Source organism: Streptomyces sp. NPDC021115 (assembly GCF_044333065.1).
GTDB lineage: Bacteria > Actinomycetota > Actinomycetes > Streptomycetales > Streptomycetaceae > Streptomyces.
Genome location: NZ_JBIRQF010000019.1, coordinates 104,018 through 121,724 on the forward strand (window position 1 = coordinate 104,018; position 17,707 = coordinate 121,724).

General features: G+C 69.4%; 13 protein-coding genes. All 13 read left to right on the forward strand.

Annotated elements, in window-relative coordinates; genetic code table 11:
- Window positions 1–374: 374 nt before the first annotated feature.
- Window positions 375–2,222, forward strand: coding sequence for a phage tail sheath family protein (locus tag ACH4TL_RS37105; protein WP_398327990.1), 1,848 nt, complete (start codon window positions 375–377; stop codon window positions 2,220–2,222).
- 7 nt (window positions 2,223–2,229) lie between these two features.
- Entirely contained in the window at window positions 2,230–2,754 is a 525-nt protein-coding gene (locus ACH4TL_RS37110; RefSeq protein WP_055554563.1) for a phage tail protein, read from the forward strand.
- Between the two features lie 31 nt (window positions 2,755–2,785).
- The gene (locus ACH4TL_RS37115) at window positions 2,786–3,538 is read left to right on the forward strand and encodes a hypothetical protein (protein WP_398327994.1); all 753 of its coding nucleotides are present in this window, start codon (window positions 2,786–2,788) and stop codon (window positions 3,536–3,538) included.
- Window positions 3,531–4,244 (forward strand): hypothetical protein, encoded by a 714-nt coding sequence (locus tag ACH4TL_RS37120; RefSeq protein ID WP_398327997.1) that lies wholly within the window; start codon window positions 3,531–3,533, stop codon window positions 4,242–4,244. The genes ACH4TL_RS37115 and ACH4TL_RS37120 overlap by 8 nt, the downstream gene beginning before the upstream one ends.
- Window positions 4,245–4,250: 6 nt before the next feature.
- Window positions 4,251–5,144 (forward strand): DUF4255 domain-containing protein, encoded by an 894-nt coding sequence (locus ACH4TL_RS37125; protein WP_398328000.1) that lies wholly within the window; start codon window positions 4,251–4,253, stop codon window positions 5,142–5,144.
- A gap of 36 nt (window positions 5,145–5,180) precedes the next feature.
- Window positions 5,181–7,394, forward strand: coding sequence for an ATP-binding protein (locus ACH4TL_RS37130; RefSeq protein ID WP_398328003.1), 2,214 nt, complete (start codon window positions 5,181–5,183; stop codon window positions 7,392–7,394).
- Window positions 7,385–7,678 (forward strand): hypothetical protein, encoded by a 294-nt coding sequence (locus ACH4TL_RS37135; protein WP_398328006.1) that lies wholly within the window; start codon window positions 7,385–7,387, stop codon window positions 7,676–7,678. The genes ACH4TL_RS37130 and ACH4TL_RS37135 overlap by 10 nt, the downstream gene beginning before the upstream one ends.
- Complete coding sequence (locus tag ACH4TL_RS37140; protein WP_398328118.1) at window positions 7,675–14,292, forward strand: DUF4157 domain-containing protein; 6,618 nt, start codon at window positions 7,675–7,677, stop codon at window positions 14,290–14,292. Before ACH4TL_RS37135 ends, ACH4TL_RS37140 begins: the two co-directional genes overlap by 4 nt.
- Before the next feature lie 113 nt (window positions 14,293–14,405).
- Entirely contained in the window at window positions 14,406–14,912 is a 507-nt protein-coding gene (locus ACH4TL_RS37145) for a hypothetical protein (RefSeq protein WP_398328009.1), read from the forward strand.
- Window positions 14,912–15,598, forward strand: a complete 687-nt coding sequence (locus tag ACH4TL_RS37150; RefSeq protein ID WP_398328012.1) for a hypothetical protein — start codon at window positions 14,912–14,914, stop codon at window positions 15,596–15,598. The genes ACH4TL_RS37145 and ACH4TL_RS37150 overlap by 1 nt, the downstream gene beginning before the upstream one ends.
- A gap of 6 nt (window positions 15,599–15,604) precedes the next feature.
- On the forward strand, window positions 15,605–15,985 hold the full coding sequence (locus ACH4TL_RS37155; RefSeq protein WP_398328015.1) for a hypothetical protein: 381 nt from the start codon (window positions 15,605–15,607) through the stop codon (window positions 15,983–15,985).
- On the forward strand, window positions 15,978–17,117 hold the full coding sequence (locus ACH4TL_RS37160; protein WP_398328018.1) for a hypothetical protein: 1,140 nt from the start codon (window positions 15,978–15,980) through the stop codon (window positions 17,115–17,117). The genes ACH4TL_RS37155 and ACH4TL_RS37160 overlap by 8 nt, the downstream gene beginning before the upstream one ends.
- A 29-nt stretch (window positions 17,118–17,146) precedes the next feature.
- The gene (locus ACH4TL_RS37165) at window positions 17,147–17,680 is read left to right on the forward strand and encodes a phage baseplate assembly protein V (RefSeq protein ID WP_398328021.1); all 534 of its coding nucleotides are present in this window, start codon (window positions 17,147–17,149) and stop codon (window positions 17,678–17,680) included.
- The last annotated feature ends 27 nt before the right edge of the window (window positions 17,681–17,707 follow it).

The window sequence follows — 17,707 nt, forward strand, 5'->3', positions numbered from 1 at the left end:
CCGATGGGCGAGTTATTCGGCTTGATTCTTTCGTCCCGGCGCTCCCGTCAATTAATTGATCATGTCTGGCGAGGTGGGATACGTCAGGCTATATGGCTCTCGTTCGGTCGACATCGGCCGAGAATCCTCCGCGTCTCCCCGCTGTATCAGATGGCCGGAAAGTCTGCTTGACCCTCATTCAGCCTCGTTCGAAACTCCAAGAGGCACTCATGCATCAGGGGCAGCAAGCAACGTGCTGGGCCTCGCGATGCCGATTTCGCGAGGGGTGTGCGACGGGGGAACCAATGGAGGAAGTGTGTGCATGACGGCACCGTGCTTGCGCTTTCTTCACTTCCTCTCCTCATCTCTTGATGCGCGCAGAGAATGGAGGGGGAATGCCGACACAAGCGAGCTATCCCGGCGTGTACGTCGAAGAACTTCCCAGCAGCGTACGTACCGTCGCCTCGGTCACCACATCGGTCACCGCATTCGTAGGGCACACCCGCCGGGGCCCGTTGAACACACCCGTGCGGATCACCAGTTTCGCCGACTTCGAACGCCGCTTCGGTGGGCTCACCTCGCAGAGCGCGGTCGGCTACGCCGTGCACCAGTTCTTCGGTAACGGCGGGACCGTCGCCGTCATCGTGCGCGTGGCCAAGGCGGGCACCGGCAAGGCGGCCTGCGTCACGCTCGACTCCACCGAAGGGCACAGCGAGTGCCCCGTACTCGAAGTGCACGCCAAAGAGCCCGGAGTATGGGGTTCCGGACTGCGGCTGGCCGTCGACTATGACACCGGGTGCCCCGAGGAGACCTTCAACCTCCACGTCCTCGACGCACGCGGCACCGCCCGCGAGACCTTCTCGGGCCTGTCCATGGACCCGGGGCACGGCCGCTACGTCGAGACGGTCGTGGGCTCCGGCTCCGGCCTGATCCGCGTCAAGGCCGTCGGCGAGGGCCGCCCGGACCCGTCCGGCACCGTGTCCAAGAGGTTCGCCGCCGAACTCCCCGACCTGAACGTCGAACTGACCGTCAAGATCGGCGACGTCGAGCGCGCGTTCACGCTCTACGACCCCGACTGCGACGGCGAGGCGCCCTGCGACATCACCGAACTCGCCCTGCTCCTCGAACACAAGCTGCGCGCGCTGCCGGACGCCCCCGGCAAGCACGCCTACGCGGGAGCGCAGGTCACCGCGTTCGGCCGCCGCCTCCAGGTCGTCGCCGGGTCCGTCGACCCCGACGACGTCGTGCGCTTCCTGGGGGAGTGCGCCAACGACCTCGGCCTCGAAGCCTCCGTCAATCCGCCCGTCTTCCCGCTCACCGGCGGCGAGGACGGCGGCCTGCCAGGCCCCGGCGACCTCATCGGAAGCGAGGCCCGCAAGACCGGCCTCCAGGCGCTGCGCGACATCGAGGACGTCAACCTGCTGTCGCTGCCGGAGCTCGCCTCGTACGAGTCCGTCGACGACATGGTCACCGTCATCTCGGCCGCCCAGCGGCTCTGCCAGGAACGCCGCATCTTCCTGCTCGTCGACTCGCCATCGGCTTGGGGCAGCGTGGACGCCGCGCGCGCCGGGATCGGTGCCTTCGAGCCCGTACGCAACAACTACGCGGGCCTGTACTTCCCGCACCTCCAGCTCACCGACCCGCTCACCGGACGGCTGCGGTCCTTCCCGCCGTCCGGCGCGCTCGCGGGCGTCATCGCCCGCACGGACGGCGAGCGCGGAGTCTGGAAGGCACCGGCCGGCACCGAGGCGCGGCTCGCCGGGGTGCGCTCGCTCACCGTCAAGCTGACCGACCGCGAGAACGGGCTGCTGAGCCCCCTCGGCATCAACTGCCTGCGCACCTTCCCCCTGGTCGGCCCGCTGGTGTGGGGCACGCGCACGCTGGAGGGCTCGGACGCGTCCGACAGCGAGTGGAAGTACGTACCGGTCAGGCGGCTCGCCCTGCACATCGAGGAGAGCCTGCGCCGCGGGCTGCAATGGGTCGTCTTCGAACCCAACAACGAGCAGCTGTGGCAGCAGATCAGGCTCAACGCCTCGGCGTATCTGCACACGCTCTTCGAGAAGGGCGCCTTCAAGGGCACCACCCCGCGCCAGGCGTATTTCGTGAAGTGCGACAAGGACACGACGACCGACGAGGACATCGCGGGCGGCATCGTCAACGTCGTCGTCGGCATCGCGCCCGTCAAGCCCGCGGAGTTCGTGATCGTCAAGATCCAGCAGATGGCCGGACAGTTCGAGATTTAGGAATGTGATGGCAGAGTTTCAGATCAACGCCCATCGCTTCGACCCGTACAAGAACTTCAAGTTTCTGGTCCTCTGGGACGGTCGTACGGTCGCTGGCATCAGCAAGATCAGTCCGCTGAAGCGCACCACCGAGGTGGTCAAACACCGGCACGGCGGCGACCCCAGCTCACCCCGGAAGTCCCCGGGCCGCTCCGAATTCGAGGGAGTGACCCTGGAACGCGGCGTCACCCACGACCCCGAATTCGACCGCTGGGCCAACAAGGTCTGGCAGGTCGGCGCCGGACTCGGCTCCGAGGTCTCGCTCGCCGACTTCCGCAAGGACATCGTGGTCCAGGTCCTCAACGAGGCGGGCCAGGTCGCCGTCTCGCACAAGCTCTACCGGGCCTGGCCCAGCGAATACCAGGTGCTCGGCGAGCTGGACGCCAACGCCAACGCGGTCGCCATTCAGAGCCTCAAGCTCGAATGCGAGGGCTGGGAACGGGATTACGAGGTTCCGGAGCCGGAGGAGCCCTCCTTCACCCACCCCGCGTAAGGCGACAACGGAACGGAACGGGCTTTCAGGGATGGTGAACACGGGGACCGGGCCCGCGGAACTGCTGGCCCTCTGGGAGGCGGGCCTGGCACACCACGGCCCGGGCCGCACCCTGCTGCTGCACCGGGCGGCCCGCCCGGAGTCCGGTACCGACGCCTTGCGCGCGGTTCCGGTGGGGGAGCGGGAGGCAGATCTCCTCGCGCTGCGCCGCGCGCTCTTCGGCGAGCGGATGCAGACCCGCGTGGAGTGCGGCGCGTGCGGCGAGGCGATGGAGTTCGACCTCGACGCACACGACCTGGCGGCCCGGCCGGAGAGCCCGCTGGGCGGCAGTCCCCTCGTGGTGGAGGAAGGCGAGTGGGTGGTGGAGTTCCGGCTGCCCACCGTCGCCGACGTCGAGGCGGCGGCCGCGGCCGGGCCCGAGGCCCCGCACCATCTGCTGGCCCGCTGCACCCTCTCCGCCGTACGGGCAGGGCAGCCGGTCCCCGCCGACCGGCTGCCGTCAGCCCTCCCCGAGCCCGTACGGCGGCGGCTCGCCGACGCCGCGGAAGCCGCCGACCCGGCCGCCGACGTGACGCTCAACGTGTCCTGCCCCGAGTGCGGCGAGGCCACCCGGGCGGACCTGGACATCGCCTCCTACCTCTGGACCGAACTCGACTCCTGGGCACGGGACCTGCTGCTCGACGTCCACCTGCTCGCCACCGCCTACGGCTGGAGCGAGCCGGAGATCCTGGCGCTCAGCCCGCTGCGGCGCCGCTACTACCTGGAGCTTTGCGCAGATGGCTGACTACTTCGAGAGGCTGATCGCGCGACACGCCCCCGCCGCCACCCACGGCCCGGCGACGACGCGCGTACGGCCCCGGCTGCCCGGGCCGTACGAACGGATCGAGGCGCTACGGGCCACCGAACCGCTCCTCGACGAACCCGCGCCCCCGTTCGCGGCACCGCCTCCCGTCGTACCCGCGCCGGAGAGGCACGTCGTGCGGGAGATCAGAACCGACCGTGAGACCGTCGTACGCCACACCGACCCCGCCCCGCGCGCCGAGGCGGACCACCCCGGCGAGCCCGCGGTCCCCGCCCCGCTGCTGCGCCCCGCCACCCCGCTCACCCCCGGGCCGCGCCACATCATCCCTGACGCCCCGCGCCCCGCACGGCGTACCGCCGCACCCGGTGACGCCCTCGACGGGCCGCGGCACACGGCGGCGCCGACTCCCCGTCCCACGGACCCGGCAACCGCCCGCCCGGCCCCCGGCGTACCGCTGCCGACGCACCCCGCCGCCGGACCGGACCGCGCCGCGACCCTCACGGCCGCCGCCGGACGGCGCCGGTCCAAGGCCGCCGAGCGCGTCGTCCACGTACAGATCGGGCGACTGGAGGTCAGCGCCGCCGACCCGTCCGGCTCCCGCCCGGCGCCGCGGCCCGAGCGGACCGGCCGCCGCGCGCCCGCACTCGGCCTGGACGACTACTTGTCGCGCGGCGAGAGGAGGGGCTGACGACCCATGAGCAACGGACTCGCCTTCGCGACGGTCACCAAGGCCCTGGCACGTCTGATCGCCGACAACCTGCGCCCCGAGATCGACATAGCGGTCGCGGTCGAAACGAAGAAGCCCCCGGCCGAACCGCCCCTCGACCCCACCATCAACGTCTTCCTCTACCAGGTCACGCCCAACGCCTCCATGCGCTCCAGCGACCTGCCGACGCGCGCCTCGGACGGCACCCTGCTCAAGCGGCCCGCGGCGGCGATGGACCTGCACTACCTGATCAGCGCCTACGGAGACGAGGCCGAGCTGGTCGGGCAGCGCCTGATCGGGTGCGTGGTGCGCACGCTGCACGAAATCCCCGTACTGCCGAAGGACGTGATCGAGGAGGCCGCCCAGGCCCCATACCTGGAGGGCAGCGACCTGGCCGAGTCGATCCAGCGGGTGCGGTTCACGCCCACGCAGATGGACGTGGACGAGACCTCGAAGCTCTGGGGCATGCTGTACCAGACGCCGTACAGCCTCTCGGTCTGCTACCAGGGCGCGCTGGTCCTGATCGAGGGCCGCGAGAAGCCGGTCCCGGCGAAGCCGGTGGAACGGCACACGGTGCGGGTGGCCCCGTTCGGCGCCCCGGGCGCCCCGGAACCGCCGGGGCCGGGGCCCACCGATGAGCCCGATCCGCCTGCCGCCGAGTCACCCCCCTCCGCGCCCACGGAGGGCGAGAGTGCGGCCGCCGAGGCCGGAGCGCGGCTGCCCGCGAAGAAGCGCGCCGGAACGAAGACCGGCGGCGCCAAGCCCGCCGCCTCACCCGCCCGCACCCGCAAGGCGACCGGCCGCGGCAGGCCGCGCGGCGGCAGCCGGGGCGGCTCGGACGGACCGGGCACGGCCGGGTCCCCCGACGGCACGGAGAGCTGAGGCGCGGTGCGACGAGGGACGGGGGCAGGGGAGGCCATGGGCACGACGCACGACACCCGCACGGCGGGCGCCGCAGTGGACGACGGCCTGGCGCTGGCCGCCGCAGTCCAGTCCGTCCTGGCCCGCGTCGACGCCCACGCCCGCCGCGCCGCCACCGCGTCGGCCGAGGCACCGGCCGGCGAGCAGACCACCACGAGCGCGCAACACGCGGCCCCCCGGGGCCCCGTCGGCGCAACGCCCCCTGAGCAGCGAGGGCTTGAGGACGCGGCGACGCCCGTCGACCACTCCGACGTGACGGGCGCCGCCCCCCGGCCGCACCCGCACCCCGCCGCCGCAACACCCCCCGGAGACCACGACCCCGACGGCGCAGCGACGCCCGCCGACCGTCCCCACACCCCCGCCGTACCGCCACCTCTCGGCGCAACCCTCGCCACGCCACCCACACCCACCACCCTCGACGCACTCGTCACCTGCTTCAGCCTCACCCCCTTCGAGCGCGACATCGTCCTCCTGGCCGCCGCCGCCGAGCTGGAGCCGACCGCCGCCGCCCGCTGCGCCGCCGCGAGCGGCGACCCGGCGCGTACGTACCCCACCTTCTCCCTCGCCCTCGCCGCGCTCCCCGCCCCCCACTGGAGCGCGCTCACCCCCGTCGCCCCGCTGCGCCGCTGGCGGCTGATCGAGCTGGAGGACGACACCCGGCTGACCACCACCCGCCTCCGCATCGACGAGCGCATCCTGCACTTCCTCGCCGGTTCGCCCTACCTCGACGCCCGCCTGCACGGACTGCTGCGCCGCGCCCCCGCCCCGCAGGCCCTCCCCGCCTCCTACGACCGCGCCGCGAGCCACGTCGCCGCCGGTTGGGCCGAGTCCCGCCCCGACGCCCCGCTCCGCGTCGAGCTGGTCGGCGCCGACCAGCGCAGCCGTACGGACATCGCCGCGGCCGCAGCCCACCGCTCCGGGCTCGGCCTGTACGCGATGGCGGCCGAAGACGTCCCCACCGACCCCGCCGAACGCGACCGCCTCGCCCGCCTCTGGCAGCGGGAGGCGATCCTGCTGCCCGCCGCGCTGCTCCTCGAAACCGGCTACACCGGCGATATGGACCGCGAACAGGCCGCCGCCACCGACGCGTTCCTCGCCTCAGCCGCCGTCCCCCTCGTCGTCGCCGGCCAGGATCCGCGCCGGACCGACCAGCCACGCGGCGAGCGGGTCACCGTTCCCCCGCTCGGCGACGAGGAGCAGTACGGACTCTGGGCGGACGAGTTCGCCGACGTACCCGGGGTCGAGGAGCCCCACCTCCGCTCCCTGGTCGCACAGTTCCAGCTGCCGCCCCACGTCATCCGCTCCGCCGCCGCGTCCGTACGCCGCGACCTGTCCGGCGAGGACGACCTGAACGCCACCGAACTCGCCTGGCGCGCCGGGCTCACCGAGGCCCGCATCGGCCTCGACGAACTGGGCCGCCGCATCGAGCCGGACGCGGCCTGGAGCGACCTCGTCCTTGCCGAACGGCAGCTGCGCATCCTGCGCGAGATCGTCGCCCACGTACGCCAGCGCGGCACCGTCTACCAGGAGTGGGGCTTCGCCGAGACGCTGCGCCGCGGCCTCGGCGTCACCGCCCTCTTCGCGGGCGGCTCCGGCACAGGAAAAACCCTCGCGGCCGAGGTGATGGCGAAGGAACTGGGCCTGGACCTCTTCATCATCGATCTCTCCCAGGTCGTCAGCAAATACATCGGCGAGACCGAGAAGAACCTCCGCAAGGTCTTCGACGCCGCCGAACGCGGCGGCGCACTGCTCCTCTTCGACGAGGCCGACGCCCTCTTCGGCAAGCGCAGCGAGGTCAAGGACAGCCACGACCGCTACGCCAACCTGGAGGTCAGCTACCTGCTGATGCGGATGGAGGCCTACCGGGGCCTGGCCATCCTCACCACCAATATGAAGAAGGCCCTCGACCCGGCCTTCATGCGCCGCATCCGCTTCGTCGTCGACTTCCCCTTCCCCGGCGAGACCGAACGCGCCGAGATCTGGCGCCGCGTCCTGCCCGCCCGGGCCCCCGTGAAGGACATCGACGCCGAACGCCTCGCCCAACTCACCGTCGCGGGCGGCTCGATCCGCAACATCGCGCTCTCCGGCGCCTTCCTCGCGGCGGAGGAGGGCGACCGCCTCCAGATGCGCCACATGCTGGCGGCGGCCCGTACGGAGTACCTGAAGCTGGACCGTTCGCTCACGCCCTCGGAGGTCCACGGATGGGTCTGAACGAGACACCGCGCACCTCCGCGATCCGCGTCGACATCGGCGAACTGGTCCTGGACGGCTTCGACGCCCGCATGGACCCGGACCGGGTCTCGGCGGCGTTCCAGGCGGAGCTGACCCGGCTCGTACGAGAGCGGGGTGTACCGCTCGCGTCCTCCGACAACGGCGCGGTCGTGGACACCCTGTCCGGCCTCCCGCCCCTGCCCCGAACAACCTCCCCGGCCCGACTGGGCGAGGCGCTGGCACGGGCGGTACACGCGGGTCTCGCGGGACGGGGGGAGCGATGACGGCCCAAGCCACGACCCAGGACAACGACTCGGCGGCGAAGGACAGGCGCCGCAAACGCAAGGAACGCGCCGCCAAGTCCCGCACCCCCGAACCCAAGGCCATCGTCAGCGGCGCGGGCCAGCCACTCGACCTCAGCGTCCGCCGCGAGCTGGAGGAACAGCTCGGCCACGACTTCAGCCAGGTCCGTCTGCACACCGACCGCGATGCCGGGCAGCTCACCGAGATGCTGGGAGCGGACGCGGTGGCGGTAGGCCAGGACATCTTCTTCCGCGAGGGCACCTACCGCCCCGGCACCACCGACGGCCGCCGCCTCCTCGCCCACGAGCTGCTGCACACCGTCCAGAACCCGCACGGCCTGGGCGCCCTCCGCGCGGGCCGCGACCTGGGCGCGGTGAGCCTGCCGCAGGAGCCCATCGAGCGGGAGGCGGAGGGCACGGCACAGGAGTCCGTACGCGGCACCGAACCGCAGCCGGGCACGGACGTGGAACCGGCCCAGTCCACCCCCGGCTGGCTCCGCTACGCCACGGTCGACGCCGACCGCTCCCGCGCCGAGCGGCTGGACCCGGCGACCCTGGTGGACCGCCTGGCGAACAACGTGCTGCGCTCGCTGCGCGGCGACCCGGCCGACCTCTCCGGCCGCGTACGCATGCAACTCGCCCGGATGGCACCGCAATTACAGGACTCCGTGCTGGACCGGCTGGAGGTGCGGCTGCTCACCTCCGAGTACGACCGGGTGCTGGACCTGGTCGAACAGGCCGAACAGCTCCCCATGGGCCTACAGCCCGCCACTGTGCCCGAACCGGTGCCGGACGCGGTCGAACTGCTGGAGGACGAGCGCGCCTCGACCCGCCGGGACGAGGAGGGCGAGCGGGAGGCCGAGGAGCGCAAGGGCCGGGACGAGCGCGAGGAGAAGCGCGACCAGGCGAAAGCGCCGGCCAAGGCCCCGAAGACCCTCGCGGAGCGCCGGGCGGCGGACGCGGCCGACGAGAAGAAGGACGCAAAGGAGGACCGGGCCCGCAAGGACGAACGGGCCAAGGAACGGCAGGACTTCGCGCAGGAGCAGCAGCGGAACGACGAGCAGCAGGCCGAGGAGCGGGAGAAGACCGACCGAGCCGACGAGGAGCAGGCCGAGGACCAGCAGGGGGACACCGAACGCCAGAAGGACGAGCGCAAGGAGCAGCGCGAACGGGAGGAAGCGGATCCCGAGCAAGCCAACGCCCCCGGTGCCGACAAACGCAAGCGCAAGGACGACGAGAAGAAGCCCGCCGACGGCTCCAAGCAGGAGGAGGTCGACCCGAGGGCGAAGGGCCAGCCGGGCCCGGTACGCCCGGAGAAGGTCGACGAACGCGCCGACCAGCGCGACAGCGCCCTGTCCGCACACGGCCTGGACGAGCAGGACGAGGACGAGGGCGAACCGCGCGAGGAGGAGCAGCCGCTCGGCCTGGAAGCGGGCGCGGACAAGGACATCGCCGGGGCGGAACAGGACGAGGGCAAGGGCGGAGGCACCGGCGGCGAGCCCGAACTCAAGCCCGAGGACTATCTGCCGGAGACCGACCTCGACCTCTCGTCGGTGCCGACGGCCGACCAGATGGTGCCCGGCGGAGCCCAGCTCGCCATCCCCACCTTCCCCTCACCTCCCCCGACCAAGGCCGAGCAGATCGAGCAGGAGCGCGAGAACGAGGCCGAGTCCGAGGAGGACGAGGACGAGCCGGAGGCGGAGACCAAGGCCCCGGGCCAGGAACAGGGACCGGTCGAGGGCGAGGCACCGCAGCCGGAGGGCAACCCGGCGGCGGACGCCGGGGACCGTACCGAGAAGGACCTTCAGCCGGAGAAACCGGTGGACCAGGAGGTCGGCCCGGACCCGGAGACCGACGACAAGCAGGACCCCGGGCCTGAGGCGGAGGAGAAAAGGGACCCCGAGCAGCAGCAGGACACCGACGACAAGGACGCGGACTCCGGCGACGGCGAGGAACAGCCCGACGCCAAGGAGGCCCAGGAAGAACAGCAGGACCGCAAGGACAGGGACGAGCAGGCCGAGCGGCAGGACGCCAAGGGCAGCCCCGCGGGCGCGGCCGCCGACAAACCCGCGGAATCCGGCGCGACCTCCCCGGCCACCGCGGCATCCGCGACCCCTCCCGCGGGCGCCCGTACGGAGCAGACACCGACCGAGGACCGCACCCCCTCCCCGGCCTCGCGGCGCGCCGCGGACTCGCCCAAGGGCGAGCGGGAAGCGGCGGCACCGAAGAGCCGGATCCCCAAGGAGCAGGGCCCGGGTGCCGCCCCGGGCGGAGCGGTGGGCAGCAGCGAACCGGCCGCCGCACCCTCGGCCGCGGCGGGCCCGGGCGGAGCCCCGTCCGCCCGGCAGGCAGCCGTCAGCCCCGTGGGCGAACAGGCGGAGGCTCCGGGGAAGTTGGGCGCGCCCGAGGGGGCGAAGGCGGCACCCGAGGCGTCCCTGGAGAAGGACGGCGGCGGCTGCGCCCCGCCGGAACCGGCGGCGGAACAGGACGGAGCCGGTGCCGGATGCGGCGGTGGCGGCGGGCAACAGGGCGCGCAGAAGAAGCAGCAGGAGCCGCCGGATGTCTCGGGCCAGGACCCGAAGACGGCCCTCAACACGGTCAGCCAGCTCCCTCCCGACCAGGCCACGGCCGCGCTGCCGGGCGTGGACGGCGCGGCCGACAAGAAGATCAACGAGGAGCAGCAGCGCCTCGACGCCAACCCCCCGACGCGCGAACGCCCCTCGGGCGCGCCGCAGACGCAGTCCGGCGCGCCGCCGACGGAGGCGGCGGAAGCGCCGGTGACGGGGAAGGTCGAGGAGGTCACACCGGAGGACCAGGCCGCGAAGCAGCGCGCCAAGGACGTCGACAAGGCGGAAGGCGACAAGCCCGCGCAAGGCGCGGAGAAACCGGCCATCACCTCCAGCCCCGACGGCAAGGCCGACGAACACGACGCGGCCAACATCGAAGCCGCCGCGGACAGCGTTCCCACGACCGACCCGGCGCTGAACCGTACGGTCGGCCCGGCGCCCAAGATCAAGCTTGAGGGCGAGAGCGACCCGGAGCGTACGGACAGGCAGGCCGAGAAGCTCAAGGACAAGCAGGCAAAGATCCAGGAGACCGGCCGCGCGGACACCACCAAGAACCTGGGCGAGGACCGGATCTACCCGGATGTGCCCGGCGAACGCCTGCGCGGCAAGGCGGTGGGCGGCCGCCGCCGCGGTGGCGGAGCCGGGGCGGCGGGCGGTCCGGCCCCGGACGAGGGCGTCGCGGCGGTCACCCAGCAGGAGCGCGGGCCGCAGATCCGGGCGGGCGCGAGTCAGGCCCACGGCCAGATGGTGGCCAAGGAGCAGGAACAGCGCCAAGGCGAGCAGCAGGCCAAGCGCGAGAAGCAGACCGAGATCGACCAGGAGGTCGCCCGGAACGCCGAGCAGCAGACCGGCGAACGGGGCAGGGCCGCCGAGGAAGCCCAGCGTCAGCGGGACACCTGGCGCACGGAACAGGACCGCCAGATCGAGGACGCGGACAAGGAGACGGAGAAGGAACACAAGGGCAAGAACGACGAGATCACGAAGGAGAAGGACAAGCAGGACAAGGAGATCGGCAAGAGGAAGGACACGGACAACCAGCAGATCGACGACGAACGGGAGAAGGCCGAGAAGGAGGCCGAGAAGAAGAAGCAGGAGGAGAAGGAGAAGAAGGAGGGCGGCGGAGGCTTCTTCGGCTGGGTCAAGGACCAGATCAACAACCTGATCGACGCGATCGTCAGTGTCGTCACCGCGGTCTTCGACGCCGCACGCAAGGTCGTCAACGGCATCATCGACGGCTTCAAGACCTTTGTGAACAAGGCCATCGACTTCGCACGGGACTTCGCCATCAAGGCCATCAAGGCGCTGGCGGACGCCCTGATCAAACTCGGGGACGTACTGCTGGCTGCCTTCCCCGAACTGCGCGACAAGTTCCGCAAGGCGATCGAGGGCTTGCGGGACAAGGCGATCGCCGCCGTCAACAAGCTGGCCGACGGCCTGAAGAAGGCCGTCAACTCCCTCCTCGACGCCCTCGCCGCCGGCCTCAACAAGCTCCTCGACGTCCTGGAAGCGGGCATCAAGGCCGCCATCGAGGTCTACCGCAAGGCCCTGCTCGCGGCGGTCGAGTTCGCCCAGAAGGCGATCGCCCTGCTGGGGCAGTTCGCCGAACTGGTCGCCGACATCGCCCCGGACCCGGGCGGCTGGCTCAGCAAGGCGGGCACCGCCGCCAAGACGGGCATCAGCCAGCACCTGTGGGGTGCCATCAAGGTCGCGGTGAAGGAGTGGTTCAACACCAAGGTCGAAGGCATCCTGGGCCTCGGCAAGACGATCATCAACGTCCTGGTCAAGGGCTGTGTCTCGATGAAGCAGATCGCCAAGATGGCCTGGGACGCGATCGTCGCCTCGCTCCCGGTGATGATCGCCACCATCATCATCGAAAAGCTCGTCTCGATGATCATCCCGGCCGCCGGTGCGATCCTCACCATCATCCAGGGCCTGATGGCGGCCTGGCAGACCATCAGCCGGATCATCGCGGCCTTCGGGAAGTTCTTCGCCTTCCTCAAGGCGGTCAAGGCGGGCCCGGCCGCGTGTCTCTTCGCCGAGGCGGTGGCGGCGGGCGTGGTCGCCCTGCTCGAATTCGTCACGAACTTCCTGCTGGCCCGCCTGGGCCGCGCGGTCAAGGGCGTGGGGAACCGCCTGAAGACCATGGCCCAGAAGATCCTCCAGGGCCTGAAGAGGACGGGCAAGGGCGCACGGAAGGCGGCGGGCGCCGCGGTCAACCGTGCCCGCGGCGCCGTCCGCAAGGCCGACCAGGCCCTGGCCCGCCCCGCGGGCCCCACCAAGCCGAACGGCCCCCGCGTCCCCTCCCGCCCCGGCGCCACCACGTCTCCGGGCGGCACCCGCCGCCCGACCCCGACCCGCCCGGCGAGCCGCACCCCAGACCGCCCCCCGAGCCGCACCCCGGACCGCCGCAAGGAGCGCACCCGAGACGAGGCGGAGGCGAAGCGCGAGCGAGACCACGAAAAGCAGACCACCCCACCGACGAGGCCAGACCGCGGCACGGACGGCGGCAAAGACCGCACCCCCGACAAGAAGCCCAAGGAAACCGAGGCCCCGAAGCGCACCAAGCCCCGCAAGCCCAAGTCCCCCCTGGGGCGCGCCCTGTCCCGCGTCAAGAGCACGGTCAAGTCGGCGCTGAAGAAGGTCAGGAACGCCGCCAATGCGCTAGGCCGGAAGCTCAAGAAGAGCAAGGTCGGCAAGGCGCTGAGGAACAGCGCGAAGCGGATGCGTGACTTCTTCAAGAAGAAGCGCGACCTCATGCGCGACCGCAAGAAACAACGCACGGACCACAAGAAGCAGCGCCGCGACGATCGTAAGAAGAAAGAGAATTCAAGAGAGTCCAAAGAGGTTCGCCTTGAAGAGATCGTAGCGCGGATCCGGCCGAAGCTTCTTTGGCTTTTGAAGCGCGGAGTCGGAGCCACTGGGCTGCGGGCTTCTTTGGCGGCAATGCGGGTGTTTTATCGCCTCACCGGCCTCTATCACAGTGGCGATGAAAGGGGGGTACTGTGGGCGGTGCTCAATCCGAAAAGGACCCCAGGGCAGTATGAAACACTGACCGAGGATGAGCACTTAAAGGTTGCCCTGGAGGCTATCAATGATTTCGTTGCCAACGATGAGGAGTTTGGGGCTGAACAAGGAAGGGTCGAGGCTACTGCGCTGACGCACCTTTTGCCAAATAGGATTCCGAATGCCTCCTCGGCCTTCCCGTATAGGCGGCCTTGGCAGAGTCCTGCAGATGACTCCGTCACTGAAATGTTCATTCCTTCGGGTGTGCACGTTGCCGCTGCGGCGGCTCGAATACGGCGTGACAGTCAAGGAAGTCGTCGATCAATTTCAAGAGATAGGATCATCAATCGGGGTCAACAGCGTCTGGGCAGACTAAGGCAACTGATAAAAGGTATTCCGAGTCGGCTGAGCATGATGAGGAGTCGTCAGAAAGATCCAGCCCGAGATCTCTCCGGGATGATTGATCCAATTAGTCTGGAGCAAGGAAATTTGAGGGGGCATGGTGGGTCTACCTATGACGCATACTCCAGAGATGCGAACGAAGAGGAAGCATTTGAAGAGGCGGCGAGGGCCTATGTCAGGGGGCATGTGGCTCGCGCCATGGTCTCAGCTCGCCGCGTCGGAGTTCCTATTGAGAATGTCGGAGAAACTGCTACTACTGTGGGGTTCGCGGAGCCGTTGAATAACGAGTTCGCATGGATCACGAGTGCGGAAATCCTGAGGGAGCGTGACGCTGAAGATACAGATCGGAGGTCATTTTCGCAACGCTTGAGGGGTGGGTCTTTCAGTGGGGAGGGTGTGCAGCGCGCGGGGCGACAACTGATTCGCAATATCTCGAACATGCGTGACGGAAATGCAAATATGGGCCCGGAGGAAACGAGGTTGAGAAATGAGATATTGAAGACCATGGAGAATGCCGGATTGATGGCCGACATCTATGTCGACCCCGGGAGTAAATCATCCATAAAGGTCAGACTGAAAAGGAATATTCAGGACTATCTCCGTCGCCAGTACGGCAAAGAATGAGCATGTTTGTGTGAAATTTTCAACCTTGGGAAGAGGTGCTCTTGCATCAGACTAGGCGTTTCATACTGCGAGATGATGTCCCTGTAGAGAAGGTTTTCAAATACGCTTCCGGGGTGGGGCTCTCATTGATTCGGGAGGACGTAACTGAAGAACCGTACCGTGTGCATGCGTGGGTATGGTCGGCGGGTGAAGATGTTCAACTCGGATACGCTGAAGACTCGCTTGTTGGTGAGCGATATTTGCGAGTCATCTCCCACTCGCCAGTCGCATGCGCGGAGTTCGGTACCCTAGTCGTTGGGTATTTCCGGCCTTGGGGGGTCGAGGAATTGCTCGCAAAGGTGGCGGAAGCGCGCGTATCTGATGTGCTATCCGAATCCGTGGTGCGGCTGGGAGTTGGTGCTCCTGTGGAATTCGATCAGAGGTTCTTTTGTGAGATCTCTCGTGCCATGCGCAGCAGTGAGCAGAAGGTGCAAATGTCGGCGATCCTTGCTTCCTCCTATGCGCTGTGGCCTGAGTTTCTGCGGCTGCTTTCCGAGATTGAGAGGAATGCAAAAGAAGGTCAAGTCAAGGATTATGCAGCCAGCATTCGTGAGCTAATCTCAGGAAAGCAGCCGATGTGATGACCCGTTACGCCGACATACCCAAACCCATCCGCTCCGGCATCGTCATCGTCGACCCCGACCGCGGCACCCCCCAACGCATCATCGTCCTCCAATTCAACCCCGACACCCTCGAACGCTCCCTCGCCCCCCAATCCGCCGGCGACCAGGCCGACAGCGGAGGCGGCGGCAGCGGAAGCGGGGACAGAAACGAAGCCCTACGACTGAAGGGGCCCGCGCAGGAGACGTGGAAGTTCACCGCCGAGATCGACGCGACCGATCAGTTCGAGGTGGCGGCGCCCGACGGGATCCATCCGCAGCTCGCCGTGCTGGAAATGCTCGTGCAGCCGACCACGGCCAAATTACGAGAGGCATCGCGGCTGTCGAAGAAGGGGACCATCGAGATCACCCCCATCGAGATGCCGCTGACCCTCTTCACCTGGGGGAGCAAGCGCGTCATGCCGGTCCGCCTCACCGAGCTGTCGATCAACGAGTCGGCCTTCGACGTGAATCTCAACCCCATACGGGCCTCACTCAGCATCGGGCTCAAGGTGCTGACCATCAGCGACCTGCCCGCAGGGCACCGGGGCGCCGAGCTGTACCTCGCGCATCTCGCGCAGAAGGAACGACTCGCGGCGGCGGCACGCGGAGGGGCGCTGAGCGTGCTGGGGCTCACCAACGGGGACATCGGGCTGGGGAGGGTGTAGAGGCAGATGGCCGGGATTGAGCCGTACGAGAGCGCGCTGGACGGGATACCGGGATCCCACCCGTACCCCCGCACCAGCCGATATCACGATGCCGAGATCGGCGTGCACACCCAGCCCGACGGGACCGAAGTGCGGTACGCCAAGCGCCGGTTGCTCCCGCCGCTCAGCGAAACCGAAACCGAAGACGAGACCGCCCCGCACACCGTCAGCAGCGGCGAGCGGCCAGACCAACTAGGTCAGCGGTACCTCGGAGACCCCGGCCAGTGGTGGCGGATCGCCGATGCCAATCCCACCCTCGATCCCCGGGAGCTGACCGCCGAGCCGGGCCGAGAGATAGAGATTCCGCTGCCCGGCGGGTTCACCGGCGGGGGAGGAGGCCGTGGCTGACGAGCCCGTGGGGCAAGGGCCCATCCACCTCGAACTCAGAATGGGGCCCCAGCTCACCCGCCCCGTACCGCCCGAGGTGACCGAGGCGCTGCTCTCCGCGCAGATCACCATGACCGCGGGGGAGCGGAGCGGATTTCAGATCGCCTTCGACCTGACCAAGAAGGGCGCGATCATCGATCGCCTGCTGCCCGAGGGGTTCTTCGACCCCCGGACCAGGGTGATCATGACGGCGGCCGTCAAGGGAACGCCGATCGTCCTGCTCGACGGGCTGATCGTGCGGCAGGAGGTCGGTGCCAGCAACCAGCCGGGCCAGACGACTCTCACGATCACCGGCGAGGACCTCACCCTGCTGATGGACCTGGAGGAGCGCACCGACCGGTACCCCGGCCTCCGGCCCGCCCGACGCGTCGAGCGGATCCTCGAGAAGTACAAGGACTACGGGATCCGCACCCGGATCATCGATGAGAAGATCCCGCAGACCCCCAACGTCCAGCAGCGCGTGGACTACCAGACCGGCACCGACCTCCAGTACGTCAACGAGCTGGCCCGCGCCAACGGGTTCACGTTCTACCTCGAACCCGGCCCGGGCCCCGGGACCTCCCTGGCGTACTGGGGCCCCGAGCGCCGCATCGGCCGCCCGCAGCACGCGCTCAACGTCAACATGGACGTCAACTCCACCGTCGACCAGCTCACCTTCGCCTACGACGGGACCGCCCGCGAGGAACCCCAGGCCCGGGTCCAGGACCCCAGGACCCGGGAGTCCACCCTCCTCCCGCAACAGGACATCAGCCCCCTCCGCCCGCCCCTCGGCAAGCGGCCCACGCCCGCGCTGAAGCGGAAGACACTCTCCGGCACGGCCAAGATGGACCGGGGCCAGGCCGAGGCCGAGGCGATGGCGCGGGCGGCGACATCGGCCGACGCGATCTCCGGATCCGGGTCGCTCGACGTCAACCGTCACGGCTACATCCTCCAGCCGCGCCAGCTGGTCGGCGTACGCGGCGCAGGCAAGACCTACGACGGCGAGTACTACGTCAAGTCCGTCACCCACACCATCCGGCCCGGGTCGTTCCAGCAGAACTTCACGATCTCCCGCGAAGGACTCATCGCCCGCAACAGCACCGTTCGACCGTAGCCCCCGCCAGGAAGGACCAGGAGCACCACATGGCCGTTGCGTCCAACAACCGCTTCCTCGGCAAGTTCCGGGGCCGGGTCCGCGACAACCAGGACCCCCTCGGCATCGGCAGGATCACCGCCGACGTGCCGGACGTGCTCGGTGACGAGCCGAGCACGTGGGCCATGCCGTGCTTCCCCTTCGCCGGGGACCAGCAGCGGCCCGCTGGTCAGTACGTCGTGCCGTCCGTCGGGGCCGGGGTGTGGGTGGAGTTCGAGCAGGGGGACCCGAGCTTCCCCATCTGGACGGGGTGCTGGTTCGGCGCGCGGGAGCAACTGCCCGAGGACGCGCGGTCCGACCCCGCGACCGCCCATCCCGTCGTCATCCAGACGCCCGGCAAACACAAGATCGTGCTGTCCGACGTGCCCGCCGAAGGGATTCTGCTCCAGGCACCCGGCGGCGCCTACGTGAAGATCGACGCCACCGGAGTGCACATGGACAACGGCCAGGGAGCGTCCGTGTCGCTCCTCGGCGACCAGGTCGACATCAACCAGGGCCGACTGACCGTGCCCAAGAAGCGATAAGCGCGGAGCGTCAGCAAACGGGGAGGG

Coding starts and splice junctions, on each gene's coding strand:
- ACH4TL_RS37105 (WP_398327990.1), top strand. CDS start 375: ATGCCGACACAAGCGAGCTATCCCGGCGTGTACGTCGAAGAACTTCCC.
- ACH4TL_RS37110 (WP_055554563.1), top strand. CDS start 2,230: ATGGCAGAGTTTCAGATCAACGCCCATCGCTTCGACCCGTACAAGAAC.
- ACH4TL_RS37115 (WP_398327994.1), top strand. CDS start 2,786: ATGGTGAACACGGGGACCGGGCCCGCGGAACTGCTGGCCCTCTGGGAG.
- ACH4TL_RS37120 (WP_398327997.1), top strand. CDS start 3,531: ATGGCTGACTACTTCGAGAGGCTGATCGCGCGACACGCCCCCGCCGCC.
- ACH4TL_RS37125 (WP_398328000.1), top strand. CDS start 4,251: ATGAGCAACGGACTCGCCTTCGCGACGGTCACCAAGGCCCTGGCACGT.
- ACH4TL_RS37130 (WP_398328003.1), top strand. CDS start 5,181: ATGGGCACGACGCACGACACCCGCACGGCGGGCGCCGCAGTGGACGAC.
- ACH4TL_RS37135 (WP_398328006.1), top strand. CDS start 7,385: ATGGGTCTGAACGAGACACCGCGCACCTCCGCGATCCGCGTCGACATC.
- ACH4TL_RS37140 (WP_398328118.1), top strand. CDS start 7,675: ATGACGGCCCAAGCCACGACCCAGGACAACGACTCGGCGGCGAAGGAC.
- ACH4TL_RS37150 (WP_398328012.1), top strand. CDS start 14,912: ATGACCCGTTACGCCGACATACCCAAACCCATCCGCTCCGGCATCGTC.
- ACH4TL_RS37155 (WP_398328015.1), top strand. CDS start 15,605: ATGGCCGGGATTGAGCCGTACGAGAGCGCGCTGGACGGGATACCGGGA.
- ACH4TL_RS37165 (WP_398328021.1), top strand. CDS start 17,147: ATGGCCGTTGCGTCCAACAACCGCTTCCTCGGCAAGTTCCGGGGCCGG.